Source organism: Leptospira langatensis, assembly GCF_004770615.1.
GTDB lineage: Bacteria > Spirochaetota > Leptospiria > Leptospirales > Leptospiraceae > Leptospira_B > Leptospira_B langatensis.
The window spans coordinates 583,774-598,744 of the sequence record NZ_RQER01000001.1; the positions used below are offsets into that span (position 1 = coordinate 583,774).

General features: G+C 45.5%; 14 protein-coding genes. 8 read left to right on the forward strand and 6 right to left on the reverse strand.

Features of this window, described 5'->3' with window-relative positions:
• Nucleotides 1-117 precede the first annotated feature (117 nt).
• The 3 genes from EHO57_RS02575 to EHO57_RS02585 all read left to right on the forward strand — a co-directional run bounded on the left by EHO57_RS02575 (nt 118) and on the right by EHO57_RS02585 (nt 3,643).
• Complete coding sequence (locus EHO57_RS02575) at nt 118-624, forward strand: TlpA family protein disulfide reductase (RefSeq protein WP_135647197.1); 507 nt, start codon at nt 118-120, stop codon at nt 622-624.
• Between the two features lie 163 nt (nt 625-787).
• Nucleotides 788-2,830: an AMP-dependent synthetase/ligase gene (locus EHO57_RS02580; RefSeq protein ID WP_135647198.1), complete on the forward strand. Its 2,043-nt coding sequence runs from the start codon at nt 788-790 to the stop codon at nt 2,828-2,830.
• A 123-nt stretch (nt 2,831-2,953) separates the two neighbouring features.
• Nucleotides 2,954-3,643: an LIC11631 family protein gene (locus EHO57_RS02585; RefSeq protein WP_135647199.1), complete on the forward strand. Its 690-nt coding sequence runs from the start codon at nt 2,954-2,956 to the stop codon at nt 3,641-3,643.
• Between the two features lie 133 nt (nt 3,644-3,776).
• On the opposite strand, the gene ptsP is transcribed toward EHO57_RS02585, so the two are convergent.
• The 3 genes from ptsP to EHO57_RS02600 form a co-directional block, all read right to left on the reverse strand.
• A complete protein-coding gene (gene ptsP, locus EHO57_RS02590) occupies nt 3,777-5,516 on the reverse strand; it encodes a phosphoenolpyruvate--protein phosphotransferase (RefSeq protein ID WP_135647200.1) in 1,740 nt (579 codons plus the stop codon).
• A 110-nt stretch (nt 5,517-5,626) separates the two neighbouring features.
• Nucleotides 5,627-6,532 (reverse strand): UDP-3-O-acyl-N-acetylglucosamine deacetylase, encoded by a 906-nt coding sequence (lpxC, locus tag EHO57_RS02595; RefSeq protein ID WP_135647201.1) that lies wholly within the window; start codon nt 6,530-6,532, stop codon nt 5,627-5,629.
• Nucleotides 6,533-6,796: 264 nt separating this feature from the next.
• Complete coding sequence (locus EHO57_RS02600; protein WP_135647202.1) at nt 6,797-7,456, reverse strand: SDR family oxidoreductase; 660 nt, start codon at nt 7,454-7,456, stop codon at nt 6,797-6,799.
• Between the two features lie 100 nt (nt 7,457-7,556).
• Here EHO57_RS02600 and EHO57_RS02605 point away from each other — a divergent pair, with 100 nt between their 5' ends.
• From EHO57_RS02605 to EHO57_RS02615, 3 genes are read left to right on the forward strand one after another with little or no spacing between them, the layout of a single operon-like run.
• On the forward strand, nt 7,557-8,222 hold the full coding sequence (locus EHO57_RS02605; RefSeq protein ID WP_135647276.1) for a TIGR00266 family protein: 666 nt from the start codon (nt 7,557-7,559) through the stop codon (nt 8,220-8,222).
• 22 nt (nt 8,223-8,244) lie between these two features.
• The gene (locus EHO57_RS02610) at nt 8,245-8,913 is read left to right on the forward strand and encodes a TIGR00266 family protein (RefSeq protein ID WP_135647203.1); all 669 of its coding nucleotides are present in this window, start codon (nt 8,245-8,247) and stop codon (nt 8,911-8,913) included.
• Nucleotides 8,914-8,922: 9 nt separating this feature from the next.
• Entirely contained in the window at nt 8,923-9,612 is a 690-nt protein-coding gene (locus EHO57_RS02615) for a TIGR00266 family protein (RefSeq protein ID WP_135647204.1), read from the forward strand.
• Here the strand turns inward: EHO57_RS02615 and EHO57_RS02620 are convergent.
• Complete coding sequence (locus tag EHO57_RS02620; RefSeq protein ID WP_135647205.1) at nt 9,609-10,940, reverse strand: radical SAM protein; 1,332 nt, start codon at nt 10,938-10,940, stop codon at nt 9,609-9,611. The genes EHO57_RS02615 and EHO57_RS02620 overlap by 4 nt on opposite strands.
• Before the next feature lie 96 nt (nt 10,941-11,036).
• On the opposite strand from EHO57_RS02620, the gene EHO57_RS02625 reads away from it, so the two are divergent.
• Together EHO57_RS02625 and EHO57_RS02630 are read left to right on the forward strand one after the other, a co-directional pair.
• Nucleotides 11,037-12,236, forward strand: coding sequence for a PQQ-dependent sugar dehydrogenase (locus tag EHO57_RS02625; protein ID WP_135647206.1), 1,200 nt, complete (start codon nt 11,037-11,039; stop codon nt 12,234-12,236).
• A gap of 100 nt (nt 12,237-12,336) precedes the next feature.
• Nucleotides 12,337-13,515 (forward strand): lipoprotein LipL45, encoded by a 1,179-nt coding sequence (locus tag EHO57_RS02630; protein ID WP_135647207.1) that lies wholly within the window; start codon nt 12,337-12,339, stop codon nt 13,513-13,515.
• Nucleotides 13,516-13,709: 194 nt separating this feature from the next.
• Here the strand turns inward: EHO57_RS02630 and EHO57_RS02635 are convergent, their stop codons facing one another.
• Both EHO57_RS02635 and lipA read right to left on the reverse strand, forming a co-directional pair.
• The gene (locus EHO57_RS02635; RefSeq protein ID WP_135647208.1) at nt 13,710-14,051 is read right to left on the reverse strand and encodes a hypothetical protein; all 342 of its coding nucleotides are present in this window, start codon (nt 14,049-14,051) and stop codon (nt 13,710-13,712) included.
• Nucleotides 14,036-14,941: a lipoyl synthase gene (lipA, locus tag EHO57_RS02640; RefSeq protein ID WP_135647209.1), complete on the reverse strand. Its 906-nt coding sequence runs from the start codon at nt 14,939-14,941 to the stop codon at nt 14,036-14,038. The genes EHO57_RS02635 and lipA overlap by 16 nt, the downstream gene beginning before the upstream one ends.
• Between the last annotated feature and the right edge of the window lie 30 nt (nt 14,942-14,971).

Here is a 14,971-nt window from a genome sequence, read left to right on the forward strand (position 1 = left end):
TAGATAAGCTCAAATACAAATTTATTTCCGACTGACTTACAGGCAAGGTGGAAAGCAAGAAATCTAGATGCTTCGGAAATGACTTGTAGCCTCTCTTTCCTTTTGTATCCTGGGATCATGTCTTTTAGGAGAGTTTCTCTCATTCTTCTTCCGATCTGTTTTTTTTTATCAGTCTTAGGCTGCCGTACTCCGGAAGAACCATTTCTCTACCAGATCAGTTTGGAAGATTGGGAGGGTAAGACTCACTCTTTCTCAGAGGACAGGGGCAAACTCGTGATCTTGGATTTCTGGGCGAGCTGGTGCGAACCCTGCAAGAAGGCAGTCCCGGTGGTAGAGGAGTTACGACAAAGGCTCAAAGACACAAATACAGTGGTTTTCGGGGTGAATACCGAGGACGATCTGAGCATTCCCGAGATAAAAAAGGCCGCAGATGAGTTTGGGATGAAATATCCCAGCCTTTTGGACCCAAAATGGAAGCTGGTCAATGGTTTACGGATAGAAGGTCAGCCTGCCTTATTCGTTTTTAGTAAATCTGGAAAGAAACTGCATTTCCAATATGGGATTTCAGAGAGGGATCTGCCCATTTTAACCGGAAGGCTCAAAAACTGGCTCGAATCGCCTTAAAGTCTCATTTTATACATAACGACTGTTTGATAAACTCTATTCGCATCGTTCGAAAAAAAAGGATTTATCTCCCAGCATTTAGTTTTAAGTTGGAAAAGGTTCCGGTTTGCTATCTCCGGAGCTCAATTCATCTACCTCTTTTCATTCAGGAGAATTTCCATTCATGGCTGAGAATCTCGCCCAGTTGTTTCGTGAGGCAGCGGATACATTTAAGGACCGTCCGGCTTTTTATTATAAGAATGCGCAAAAGAACTATTTGCCACTCACCTATGCAGAGTTATACGAAAACGGTTTAAATCTTGCAGAAGGGTTGATCGATCTAGGCATCCAATCCAGAGACCACGTGGCTCTGATCGCAGACAATAGAATTGAATGGATTATCGCGGACTGCGGTATCATTCTTACCGGTGCAGCTGACGTTCCTCGAGGAACTGATATCACAGACTCCGAGATCGTGTACATCGTAAGCCATTCCGAAGCCGAAGTGGTCTTTATCGAGAACGATAAGATGCTGGAGAAATTCAATCGAAACAAATCTCAGCTCGGAAAAGTAAAAACCATTATTTTAATGGACAAGGACTCCAGTGCTCCTGGCGTTCTTAAGATGTACGATCTCATCGAAAAAGGAAAACAACTGAGAGCTTCCGGTTCTCGTAAAACGGAAGATAGAGTTGCGAATATCCATCCTGATGATCTATTTACTCTGATCTATACTTCCGGGACCACAGGTCTTCCAAAAGGAGTGCAGTTGAAGCATTCCAATATGATGCATCAGGTTTTGAATGTAACTCCGATGCTCAAGATCAATTCGGAAGCGAGACTTCTTTCCATTCTTCCGATCTGGCACGTATTCGAAAGGGTTGTTGAGTATGTTTGTATTAGCATTGGTGCTTCTACATATTACACAAACGTAAGGGATCTTCGCCAAGATCTGGCTACTGTGAAGCCAACCTTTATGGGTTCTGCTCCTCGTCTTTGGGAGAATATCTATAATGGGATCTACACTCGTATTAACGATCCGAGCCAAACTCCGGCGCTTCGCAGAGGGCTATTCAAACTGGCTTACTTCTTCTCCGACAAGAAGAATGCGGCGGTCCGTTTTATCACCGGCAAAGAAGTGGATTATCACGGAAGAAATCCGATCTTTTCCTTGTTTTATGGAATTCTAATGTTCTTCCAATGGATCCTGACCGGACCATTCACTCTGACTGTCCTTTCTTCCATTGCAGCTTATTATTTAGCTTCTACAGAGTTGTCTTTCCTGAGCCTGCCTCTGTATATTTTGGCGGGACTCGGAGTATTCTTCAATAGCGCGACCCTGGATAAGATCGTTCTTTCTAAGATCAGGACCGCTACCGGCGGAAAACTCAGAGCCTCCATCTCCGGAGGGGGAGCGCTTCCTCGTCACGTAGACGAATTCTTCAACAATATCGGTATCAATGTATTGGAAGGATATGGAATGACGGAAACTTCTCCCGTTCTTTCCGTAAGGACTTTCCAGAAATTGATCATCGGTTCCGTGGGTTCCATTGTACCTAAAACCCATCTTCAGATCAGAAACGATAATAATGAGGTCTTAACCGAGATCGACGCGAACGGTAAGATCGTGAAAGGAAAACTCGGACGTAAGGGAGTCGTATTCGTGAACGGTCCTCAGGTCATGAAGGGTTATTTCAAGAATGAAGAAGCGACTGCCAAGGCTCTCGTAGACGGCTGGATGAATACAGGCGACATGGGAATGATCAACTTCAAGCATACCCTGACCCTGACCGGAAGAGCAAAGGATACTGTAGTTCTGCTCGGTGGAGAGAACGTGGAGCCGGTTCCTATCGAGAATAAACTCCAAGAATCGGTTTATATTAGCCAGTGTATGATTATCGGCCAAGACCAGAAAAACCTGGGAGCGATCATCGTTCCTGATTTTGAGAAACTGGACGAGTGGGCCAAGGAGAATGGAGTCGATGCTTCCAACAAGGAGGCATTGATCGAAAATCCTAAGGTTCAGGATCTGTACAGAAAAGAGATCAAGGCTCTAAACAATTCCAAGAACGGATTTAAATCCTTCGAGCAAGTGAATCCATTCTTCTTGGTTTCCAAACCGTTCGAAGTAGGGGAAGAGCTGAACAATATGTTGAAAATGAAACGACATGTGATCGCTGAGAAATACGCGGATAAGATCAAAAAGGTCTACACTGCGGATAAATAAGATTTCTTTAATAGAGAGATTGGCCTTTGGAAGGCGATCTTTCCTGAAAAAGCCTCGGGTTTTGCGATCCGGGGCTTTTTTTTGCCCAGTGGATTTTTAGTCGGGAGCCGATATTGGAGGTATATGGCGAAAACCCTTCTTAGCAAACCTAGTATTTTCGAGCCTTACGGACATTCGGATCTGTATGCCTTGGACAATCTCTATTTTTCTCCCTTGAAAGAGAAGGAGATCTGGGACTTTTCCAGGATCCGAGAGTTTTCGCCTTTGAATCTAGGATTTATTTTTGCAAGAGCCGAGCTTGGTTCCCAAAGCGGAAGTAGCGAAATAGAGTTAAACAACCTGGGTCCGAATTTTAAAAAAGGGATCTGTTTGACGAAAGGCTGGGAGAAGGCGCCCGGGATCCGATTCGATGCATTCTTACCTCAAATACTGGGTTCCGAATTCAATTTTCATTATAAGCGATTGGAAGAAGGGACCGACCAGTTAGCGTTTTCCGAATTCTTCTTTGAGAAAGGATTCGCTCTCCAAGGAAAGTGGAAGGATCGGAACTTCCAAATTCTATTCTCCGCATCTCATTCGGAGAATAGAAATCTACCTTCGATCTTAAAAAAGGTTTCGGAGTTCAATGCAGAGCATCAGATCCGCGGGAACTTTTTCCTGCGCACCGAAAAACAGTCCTATTTGAATTTCCTGAAGCCGAAAGAATCCTTTGGACCTCTTTTCTTACAGGAGAAGAAGCTGGAGCAAGATCCGTTCCTGTTCCTGAGCCTGGATTATTCTAAAGCGGAAGAAAAAGAAGAAACGAACTCTTAAGATCTTAGATTTTGATCGGGATTGGATCGAAGAAATCTTAGACAGAGTTAACGTTTATTGGAGAGATAAGAGATCTCGTGTGGAATTAGTCCTGATTTGGAGTGGTCGTTCATTTTCTTTGAAATGCATTCGCTTATTCTAGATGTTTACTGAACAAGAATGCTTCTATCGCTTCGTAGTCCTCTTCTTCCGAAAGTTCCATAATTTTCTTTAATAAGAAATTTGCCTGCTTAAGACCGACTGATCCTAGGATCTTTCGGATGGAACCAACGAAAGGAAGTGCGACAGAGAGTTCTCTAAATCCTAACCCCAATAATAGGATCGTAAAATTCGTATCGGAGGCTAACTCTCCGCAAATACTCAAAGGCTTTTCGTACTTCCAGGCAGTCTCTACGATCTGAGAGAGTGCTCTTAGGAAAGAAATATGGAATGGATTGTACAGATTCGAAACGTTTGCGTTATTTCGATCCACTGCCATCAGATATTGGAGTAGATCGTTTGTTCCTACGGAAAAGAAATCCACTTCCTTGGCAAGCACATCCATAGAGGAAACCGCCGACGGGGTCTCTATCATCACTCCTAGTTTGATCTTCTTATTGAATTTTTCCTTCGCGGTGGAAAGTTCCCTTTTACATTCTTCTAATATTGCCTTGGTCTTTCGGATCTCTGCAACGCTTGTCACCATCGGAAGTAGGATACTCAGATTCCCATAGGCGGAGGCTTTTAAGATGGAGTTTAATTGCTCCTTGAACCAGTCCACATTTTGTAAACTATATCTGATCCCGCGATTTCCTAGGAAAGGGTTGTCCTCTTCTTCTCCGGTGGAGAATTTATCCGCACCTATATCGAAGGTCCGAATATACACTGGGTTTGGATCCATTCCTTCTGCGATCCTTTTGTAGGCCTGGAATTGCTCTTCGCCGGAGACGTTCTTATCCTGGTATTTCAAGAATAGGGATTCGGATCGAAAGAGTCCCACTCCGTCCACGTCCGCCTTCTTTGCAAGATCGCAGTCCGTATCCGATTCTAGATTACATTTTAAGCGAATGCGGATCCCGTCCTTAGTGATCGCCTTCTTCGGTTTGGAGGATTTTTCCTCGTTGATCAGAGGAGAGGAGGCTCCGTAGTACTTCACCTCTTCGATGGTTGGATTTCTGACCATCTGGCCGGTGTCGGCGTCTAGGAAAACATACTCCAAGTCGTTTACGTTTCTGTAAAATTCCTTGAGACCGACTACAGTAGGGATCCCGTAGTTCCTGGCAAGGATGGCCATATGACCTGTCTTTCCTCCCAGATCGGTTGCGATCCCTCGGATCCTGCTCTTATCCATTAGGATCATCTGAGAAGGAGTAATCTGTCTTGCGACTAGGATCACGTCTTCGGATTGGTCTGCGAGAAAGGATACCTCTTCCTTCTTATCTAAGAGATTTTCCAGGATGCGGTTGGAGATATCTTGAAAATGATCCGATCTTTCCCGGAAGAAGGGGTTGTCCAGCCTAGTAAATTTATCAGTGAGTTCATTGATCGTGTTTTGGACCGCAAGAAAAGCGTTCTCATTATACTCTTTGATCCGTACTCGGAACGAGTCTTGTAACCCAGGATCTTCTGTGATCGTGACTTGGGTCTCTAGGATCTCTTTCAGTTCCTTGTCTTCTTCTCTTGCTTTTAATTTTGTGATGATGGATTTCAGCTCAACCTTAGAGGATTCTAAGGCCTTGGAGAGTTTAGAGAGCTCATCCTGTTTTTGGGATTCATGGATATAGGCACCGTGGGCGAGATGTCTTCTCTTGGTACCGATCTTTACGCAACGACCGTAAAATCTTCCGGGAAAGGCGACTATCCCTTGGTACGTGATCCTTTTCGTGCCGTTCATCGATTTTACTGCCCGAAAGCTGTATAAACCGGGTTTTCTGAATCGACAAGTCTTTTATAAAAGGGAATAGCAGGGATCCGACGACTTTCCTTGCCCGGATCCCGAAAGGACTATACGACGGCTGCTTTTCTTTTGAAGAGAGGGATCCGGCGGCTCTTGTATTTTCCGAGTTCATTTCCTGTTTCAGAACTCATGACTAACTTAGCCATAGATACGTCCAGAGCGTGACCCGCTTTAGAAGCCAGATAATGTCCGATAATCGGTCTTCCCGCGATGGAAAGATCTCCCACTAGATCTAGGATCTTGTGTCGTACGCATTCGTTTTCGTATCTCAGGGATTCGTTCAGGTAACCGTCTTGGGTAAGAACGATTGCATTGTCCAAGGAACCTCCCATTGCCAGTCCCCGGGCTTGCAATGCTTCTACGTCTTTGAGGAAACCGAAGGTTCTTGCCGGAAGGATCTCTTTTTTGAGGATATCTCTGTCTAAATTGACTGTGATGTTCTGGCCTTTGAGGAGGGGATGAGGGAAGTCGATCGTATAGGTCACCTTCCATTCCTTGCTAGGTAGAATGACCAGATACTTATCTCCGTCCACCACCCACATTGGGTTTTTAACATAAATCGGTTCTATATTCTCTTCGAATTCGGTATAACCGGTCTCTTCGAAGGCTTCCAAAAAGGGAAGGGAGGAACCATCCATGATGGGAACCTCTACGGAGTCGATCTCTAGGATCATGTCTGTGATCCCAACGGAGAAAACGGCTGCCATCAAATGCTCTACCGTTTGGACTCTATGGAGCCCGTCCCCTAATGTGGTGGCGTTACTCGTATCTACCACATTGCTTAACTCTACTGGGATGGAAGCCTTATCTTCTCCCTTGCGATATTCGAATACAATGCCTGTCCCGACTGGTGCGGGATGTCCGATCAGATTCACTTCCTTACCGGAATGGAGCCCGATCCCCTTAATTCTAACTGTTTCTTTTAATGTTTTTCTGTGTTCCGTGAAATTCATCGGTTTCCTATCCCGGTTCTATAAAGAACCAGGGTCAGTATCTCGCTTTGCACCGAGCTTCTAATTCTCTGACTGTTTTTTCGGTCAGAAAAAATAACCCTTTAGGACTATTAAAGCAATATCCATGCCAGGTGCAGTGCAAAAAAGCGATTTTGAAAGGGAAGTACAGCCGGATTCAGGGTCGAATAGACATAATCCGAAAGAAATTTCTGTACTTCTGTCTCCTTTTTACAACAGTGTTGTTTTAGGGAGACAGAATCCTTTTTACCATGGTAACTCTTCCCCGTTCTGGTGAAAGAATCTTCCGGACCTTTCCAGGGTAAGAGAAGCTATCTGATGATACAGTCCTTCGGCAGCAGATCTAGGGGAAATTCCCTGTCTACCGGTCATTTCCGTGGCCACCATTCCCGGGTGATAGATGCCCACTCCTATCTTTTGGGGGAGAAGGTCCCGAGCCAGGCTCACTGCCCCTGCGTTCAGAGCTGCCTTGGACATTCTGTATCCGTAATATGCTCCGGAAGAATTGTCTCCCATGGATCCCATTCTACTCGTAATGAATACGATCTTTCCGTGATTCGCAATTTTGGGGAGAAGAAGCCGGGTCAGTCGGATCGGTGCGATCGCGTTCACGAGGATCTGGGTTTCCAATTCTTGGAAGTCCAAACTCTCTAGATTGTCCGGGATGAGTATTCCCGCATTATTGATGAGAATATCGATCTTGGTCCCCGAAAGGAAACTGGAAAGGGATTCGAAGCTCTGGCTTTGGGTCAGGTCCAGGCCTTCGTAGATCTTGACCTCCAATCTTCTCAAAGGTTCGGAAGCCTTTCTGCAAGCCGCAACGACTTGGTATCCTTTTTCGGCGAAGAGTGTAGAGAGTTCCAAACCGATCCCTCGATTCGCTCCTGTTATCAGAACTTGTTTCATAGGTGCAAGGAAGAAGGGTGAGATCTGTCATCGAATTCGAGTATTTCTAACCGGGAATCGGATTGACGGTTTGGAAAATATTTTCCAAAGTCTCTCGGGTATGCAATATCAGATCACTCACAAACCTTCGTTCTCCTTATTGAAACTTAGATTGGGACCGGGTCAATCGATTAAATCGGAAGCGGGAGCCATGGTGTACATGAGCTCTAAAATGCAGGTGGAAACCAAGATGGGTAGCGGTTTCTTCTCCGCACTCGCTAGAAAATTCTTAGGAGGAGAATCCTTCTTCTTCAATACGTACATCGCACCCTCGGAAGGAGGAGAGATCGGTCTTGCTCCGGATCTTCCGGGAGACATCATCGAATTGGATCTGAACGGTAGAAGTGTAATGGTCCAATCCGGATCTTACTTGGCATCCGATTCCGGGATCCAAGTAGTTTCTAAGTTCGGTGGAATTCGTTCTTTGTTCGGAGGAGAAGGATTATTCCTACTCGAAGTCTCCGGAAGCGGAAAGGCCTTCTTGAGTTCGTACGGCGCGATCGTTCCCATCCAAGTACAAGGAAATTATACCGTGGATACAGGTCATATCGTGGCCTTCGAAAATTCTCTTCAGTTCAGTGTGGGAAGAGCGGGCGGGAATTGGAAATCCACTCTGCTCGGAGGAGAAGGTCTTGTGGCAAACTTCTCCGGAAACGGAACTCTTTGGATCCAAAGTAGGGTACCTTCCAGCTTCATCAGTTGGCTTACTAGGCTTCTTCCAGTTTAATCTCCATTCATCAGGATAAAAAATGAATATTCAATTATTATACAAACCTTCTTATTCCATCGCGAAGGTCAGTCTTTCTTCCGGCGAGTCTATCAGGGCGGAAGCGGGAGCCCTTATGAGTATGAGCGCTCATGTTCAGATCCAAACCACAAAGGCGCAAAAAGGGATCTTTAAATCCTTAAAGGCTGCCTTTCTTGGTGGAGAATCCTTTTGGATGAACACGTTTACCGCACCACAGCCGGGAGAAGTGCTTCTTGCTCCCACTCTTCCGGGTGACGTGGAAAAATTGGATCTAAACGGAACGATATTTGTGCAATCCAGTTCCTTCTTGGCGGCGGATCCTACGATCGATATCGATACCAAGTTCCAAGGACTAAAAGGGTTCTTCAGTGGGGAATCCCTCTTCTTCTTAAAGCTTTCCGGAAAGGGACCTCTCGTTATTTCCAGTTACGGAGGAATCGAGGTCTTGGAGGTCGAAGGAGAATTCATCGTAGACACAGGACATATCGTAGCCTTCGAAGAAGGCTTGCAATACGAGATCACTAAGTTCGGAGGCTGGAAATCCTTCTTTCTAGGAGGAGAAGGATTCGTAGCGAAATTCAAGGGTAAGGGTAGACTTTGGATCCAATCCAGGAACGTTCCTTCTTTAGGCTCTTGGTTCCGAAACGAATTGCCTCCCAAAAAACAATAAGGTCATTTTATGAAACACGAAATATTAGCAAAACCTGATTTTCCTATTATCAAACTTACTCTAAGCGCAGGCGAATCCATCCGAGCGGAATCCGGCGCTATGGTCGCCATGTCCTCTAAAGTGAAGATGGAGACGAAGGCGCAAGGCGGGATCTTTGCCTCCGCAAAGAGAGCTCTCTTTAGTGGCGAAAGCTTCTTCCAAAATACGTTCACTGCAGAAGGTGGAGAAGGGGAATTGTTCCTGACTTCCGCCACCCAAGGAGACTTGGAACATCGCAGTCTCAAGAACGAAGAATTGATCCTCAGCAGAGGAGCATACGTCGCAGGTAGCACGGATCTCACCATAGATAGTAAATGGGGAGGCTTCAAAGGATTCTTTGCCGGAGAAGGTCTATTCTTTCTGAAAGTAAGCGGGAGCGGAGAGCTTTTCTTCTCTAGCTTTGGTGCGATCCATACTGTGGATGTGGATGGGACTTACATCGTAGACACAGGGCATATCGTAGGATTTGAACCGAGCCTGGACTATAGCATAGATAAGGTAGGAGGACTGAAGTCCCTCTTTCTATCCGGAGAAGGACTCGTCGCCAGATTTTCAGGTAAAGGAAGACTCTATGTCCAGACCAGGAACCAAAACTCATTCGCTTCCTGGGCGGATACTTGGAGAAGAGTCACCCGGTCTAGCAGCGGAGGGGGAGATTAATTTCTCCCTTGATATCCGATCACGTCCATAAAGGCGGAAACTGAAAAGACCGCCTTTCCTGGGCCCGGTTCACCATATCCCGGAGGAACTGGAAGATTATATTTTTCGAATGTAGCCTTCCAGACTGTGAGTAGTTCGCAGAAATATTCCAACGGAGGTCCCGCTTGGGTTCCGAGAGTCGTATAAGGTTCGGGGCACCAAGCTGTGAAACGAGGCATGATCCCCTTGGACATGAAGAAGTCCAAACCTTCTCCTGTGGATCGGATCGCTTCAGAGACTGTGGAGAATCCCCAAGGTTGTGAGAGTTCCACTCCCCCTACAAAATTCGGGATCACATAAGATGGTCCGAACACTTCGGCGGAATCCACAATCCTTCTGATCCAAGTATCTCTTCCGATATAGGATTCCTTTCCTGGACAGATCTTACGGAATAGTTCCGGTTCCCATACCTCGTAGTTGGGATGATAGACTTGGATGCCTACGTCCTTGAACTTCTGGCAGTCTTCCTTCTCCCAGGCTTGGGAAACGATCTTTCCCATCCATCGGCCTGGAAATCTTTCCTCAATGGCCTGTGCATATTCCAAATAGAAGTCTATTTCATTCTTCTTCTTGAGAGAAGTGATTACGGAACCACCTGTGATCGTATACACTTTTGCGATCTCATCTTCCGCATCGATCCAAGAGAGTACTTCTAAAAGATCTTCGATGTCCTTTACTCCTGTATAAGGCCTTCCTGCATTCTTCTGTTGTCTGTAATTATGATTGATATCGCAGTACGCGCATTCTTCGTCTTTTCCGAAATACTGGCAGTTGCGAAAGACCGTAAGGTAGATCAAATATCCCCATTCGATGACCGGCGCGATCTCACCCGGGATCTTTCCGGACTTGGTTTTGTGTCTGTACCAAGCTGGCTTAGGAGGATATTCCAATTTTCCTAAGAAGGTCTCCCCTAGATAAAGCCCTGGTCTTCCTTCGTCGGTTTGTCCGGCAGGGATGCGTTTTACTTTGTATGGAGAATTCGGATTATTGCGAGTAGATACTACAGTAGGAAGAAGATTGAAATATCCGCCGGTGATCTTGATCTCTTCCGGGGCCTTGGAGTCCGTTCCTTCTTTCATGTCCGCCAAAGGAATATGATCAAAGGAGAAGATGAAGTAATCCTTGGTCTTATACTCTTCTCCCACTTGGAAGGATTCCGGAAGAAAATGAATTCCTTGTCTCAGGATATCCTGTTTCAAGATGGCTTCGAAAGGAATCTGCTTATATTTCCGTTCCATTTCCTCAAGTAAGGCGATGGAAGATTCTGGGCGAAGGGTGCTAGTACTCATCTTAACGACAGACTGTTTCTGCGGGAAGTTTTGGCATCTAGTTTTTGGCTTTTTCTATCTTGACTATGGGCTGGAAACGGCTAGTTTTTAGGAGGAATGAGACGATTTGCCAGTAAATTCTTTATTTTCCCTTTCGTTTTGCTTTTCGGGACCGTTTCTTTTTCTCTTCTTTTTGCGAAGTCGAAGAAGCCTGTCGAAGTGCCTACAAAAAAGTCCGGCTCCTTCTCCGACTTGGACTTTGAGAAGGTAGGTTCCGGATACAGGGAACCTACCGATATACAATTCCGCCCGGATGAGCCGGACACGATGGTGATCCTGGAAAAGAGAGGAAAGATCTATACATTCAACCTGAGTAAACAGGAAGGAAAGATTATCGCAGATTTTACGGGCCACGTAGAGACTCGATCGGAAGAAGGCTTACTCGGTCTCGCCTTCCATCCTAGATTCCAAGAAAATCATCTATTCTATGTGAACGCAGTCTCTAAGGAAGCGGGGAAGGACCAAACCCTGATCCTGGAATTCAGATGGGACGAGAGTAAAACGATCCAATGGAAGGATCGCAAGAGAGTCTTACTTCGGGTCGATCAGCCTTACTCCAATCATAATGCCGGCCAGCTTTCCTTTGGTCCGGATGGAAAATTATATATAGGCTTTGGAGATGGAGGGGCGGGAGGAGATCCTCTCAAGAACGGGCAAAATACTTCTACCTATCTAGGGAGCATGATCCGTATCGAACCGAATCTAGAGGCAGAAGCTCCCGCTTATAAGATCCCGGAGGACAATCCGTACAAGAACAGGCCTGGTTACCTACCGGAGATTTGGGCGTATGGGCTTCGGAATCCTTGGAGATTTTCTTTTGACTCCCAAACGGGAGATCTATACGCAGCTGACGTGGGCCAAAATCTTTGGGAAGAAGTAGATCTCATTCTAAAAGGTGGGAACTACGGATGGAATATAACGGAAGGATTCCATTGTTTCTCTCCGCCGAACAACTGTTCCAAGCAGGGATTGCAAGATCCTCTCCTCGAATATGATCACGGAATTGGCCAGTCTATTACTGGCGGTTATGTGTATCGTGGGAAAAATCTTTCCTTTTTGCAAGGTTGGTACATTTTCGCGGATTTTGTTTCCGGAAAATTCTTTGCATTCGAAGTAGGGAAGGGAAAAAGACCCAAACTTAGGATCCTAAAAGAAACTCATCACCAAATTAGTACATTTGGCAGAGATCCCTCAGGTGAGCTATATTTTGCTGATTTTGGCACAGGAAATATCTTCCGTTTAGTAAAAAAAAATTGAAATATATTGAAAATCCAGGATTCATGAGTGTTAACCCAATATAGATCGGACACTGCCTCCACCGCGGTTCCAATCAATCTCGATCAAAAAGGATAGGGGTATGAATAAGATCATTTCCGTTGCATCGGCCGTCCTAATGGTCGGTCTGTTGAATGCCGGAGCTTGTAAAAAGCCTGCGGAGAACGCGGATTCCGCGAACGCAAAACAGAACCAACCATCGGCCATCGTAGTTTTTAGCGTAGGGGAAGCAAGAATCCAACACGCAGACTTAACCGAAGACAAAGCAAGTTTAGGAACCGCTTTGAAAGAAGGGGATAAGATTCAAACCAAGGCAAATGCTAAGGTGGATATCCAATTCGGCGACGGTTCCGCAGTGCGTATCGCAGAGAACTCTAGCCTAGAATTCGCTACCCTGGCTTTGAATACCCAAGGCAATACCGACACAAGATTGTCTTTAGTATCCGGTAAGGTCTTCGCTAAAGTAAATAAGGCGACCAAAGACGACCAATTTTCCGTTATTACTCCAACCGCAATCGCTGGTGTTCGCGGAACTTCCTTCGTAGTAGATCGCACTAAGAGCGACAGATCCGTCGTAAAAGTGCTCGAAGGTTCCGTAGCGGTTTCTCCAAGAGTTCGTGCTCTGGAAGGATTGTCTGCAGAACAAATTTCGTCTAACGCTGAAGTAAGAAAGATTAAGGAATCCCTTGATAAGTCGGAGATCGTTCTTGAGAAAGACGAATCTTCTATCGTAAAAGCTTCCGATAAGACTTTCGGCGAGAAAGAAGTTGCTAAACTCAATGCTTCTCTTGAGAAAGATATTCCTAAAGCGGTTACCAAAATTACCGGTTCTGGAGTTTCTAAAACAGAAGAGCAAGAGATCAGAACCATCGTCACTCTGGACAAAACGACTACCGACAAGTTAGCTAAACTGAACGTAGATCCTAAAACCGGAAAGATCGACGAGAAGACTGCCGCAGAAAACGAATCTGAGAAAAAGAAAATCGAAGAAGAGTTAGCTAAGCGTCAGGCTGACGAGCTGAAACGTTTCAAAAACGTTCTGGTTTCCGCTCCTAAAAATCTTAAGACCAAACAAGATCTCGTAAACTACTACGAAAAACTTGAAAAGATCGTACTCGTGAACAAAACTACCATGATCGGCGCGATTGTTGATCAACAAGGTAGCACGATGATCGTTCACACCGAAGACGGTATTAAGAAAATTAACCAAGACGAAGTACAAGAAGTCATCTACGACTTCCAAACTAAGTCAGATAACTAAACCGTAGGCTAATAAGCAAGATCGGTGGAAAAATCCCGAGTTCGGCGAAAGCTGGCTCGGGTTTTTCTATTTTCAGAGGTCCGATTCTTTTGAAAATGAATCAAGACTCGAGACTTGGATTGAATTGAAAAAAACGGACCGAGGGCTCGTACGGACAGTTAAGAATAACTCCCTTCCTGCCTTTCTTGTTGGATTTAGGTTTTTTTCCCTTTTGGAGAAGGATGAGAATCCGAATAGCGATTCCAGATCCTGAGGATAGAATCGGAGACTTCTTCCACGTCCAAGATCAGCACCTTGTCCTTATAATTCACCAGAAGTTTGCCTCTGCCGAATTTTTGGATCTCCGCCCATTCTACCCGAAAGCCTTGGATTAAACTCAACGTATCAAATAGAAGATCCTTGATCTCCATTTTGGAGACACTGCCTTCTTTCTTGGAAAGATAGGAGAGAATGGAGTGAAAAATGATCTTCTTCATCTCCGTGCCATCCGGTTCTTCCGGAAGGCTGTCTTTAAATCTATTTAATTTCCGTACCACGGAGTTTGCTCATCCGCGTGATAAGAACTTCTGACCAAGGGACCCGAGAATACTGTCCTGAATCCAATTGCCTTTCCGTATTCTTTCAGTTCTTTGAAAATATCCGGATGAATGTACTCGTGGACTGGAAGATGAGTCGGAGTCGGTTGTAGGTATTGACCGAGAGTTACCATCTGCACTCCGCAGCTTCGGAGATCTTTCAGGGTTTGTCTGACTTCTTCCAGAGTCTCTCCGAGTCCTAAGATCAAACCGCTTTTCGTTAAGAAACCTCGTTTTGATGCATGTTCCAAAACATTCAAGGAACGATCATACTTCTTGGCAGGAGCCACTGTAGGGAACAATCTCTCTACGGTCTCCAGGTTATGATTGAAGATGTCCGGTTTAGCGGAATAAATGATCTCTAGACTTTCCTCCTTCTCCTTAAAGTCGGGAACCAGGATCTCAATTTTACAGTCCGGGAGTCGTTCACGGATCAGCTCTATGGTTTGTTTATAATGAAACGCGGCACCATCCGTAAGATCGTCCCTGTTTACGGAAGTAATGACTATATGCTGCAAATCCAAGGACTTCGCAGACTCCGCCACTCGCAGAGGTTCCTCGGGATCTAAGGCAAAAGGTTTTCCAAAAGCGACATCGCAATAGGAACAACGTCTGGTGCAAATATCCCCCGCTAGCATATAGGTTGCGGTCCTTCGAGACCAACAATGATTTAAGTTGGGACAAGAAGCACTTTCACAGACCGTGTTCAGTTTTCCCTGTTCTACCGAGCTTCGGACTGTGGAGACAGAGTTGTCTTTCTCCCGGAAAGGAAGACGGACCTTGAGCCAATCCGGTTTTTCAGGAGCAGGTTGGTAACCGGTTGATCTGGGCTTTTTCTTGAGTGGATTCACCCTTATAGCTAAGTTGCAAGCACGGCAAGA

Bases quoted from the DNA above. Each gene is read 5' to 3' on its own strand.
- EHO57_RS02575 (WP_135647197.1), top strand. From the start codon at position 118: ATGTCTTTTAGGAGAGTTTCTCTCATTCTTCTTCCGATCTGTTTTTTT.
- EHO57_RS02580 (WP_135647198.1), top strand. From the start codon at position 788: ATGGCTGAGAATCTCGCCCAGTTGTTTCGTGAGGCAGCGGATACATTT.
- EHO57_RS02585 (WP_135647199.1), top strand. From the start codon at position 2,954: ATGGCGAAAACCCTTCTTAGCAAACCTAGTATTTTCGAGCCTTACGGA.
- ptsP (WP_135647200.1), bottom strand. From the start codon at position 5,516: ATGAACGGCACGAAAAGGATCACGTACCAAGGGATAGTCGCCTTTCCC.
- lpxC (WP_135647201.1), bottom strand. From the start codon at position 6,532: ATGAATTTCACGGAACACAGAAAAACATTAAAAGAAACAGTTAGAATT.
- EHO57_RS02600 (WP_135647202.1), bottom strand. From the start codon at position 7,456: ATGAAACAAGTTCTGATAACAGGAGCGAATCGAGGGATCGGTTTGGAA.
- EHO57_RS02605 (WP_135647276.1), top strand. From the start codon at position 7,557: ATGCAATATCAGATCACTCACAAACCTTCGTTCTCCTTATTGAAACTT.
- EHO57_RS02610 (WP_135647203.1), top strand. From the start codon at position 8,245: ATGAATATTCAATTATTATACAAACCTTCTTATTCCATCGCGAAGGTC.
- EHO57_RS02615 (WP_135647204.1), top strand. From the start codon at position 8,923: ATGAAACACGAAATATTAGCAAAACCTGATTTTCCTATTATCAAACTT.
- EHO57_RS02620 (WP_135647205.1), bottom strand. From the start codon at position 10,940: ATGAGTACTAGCACCCTTCGCCCAGAATCTTCCATCGCCTTACTTGAG.
- EHO57_RS02625 (WP_135647206.1), top strand. From the start codon at position 11,037: ATGAGACGATTTGCCAGTAAATTCTTTATTTTCCCTTTCGTTTTGCTT.
- EHO57_RS02630 (WP_135647207.1), top strand. From the start codon at position 12,337: ATGAATAAGATCATTTCCGTTGCATCGGCCGTCCTAATGGTCGGTCTG.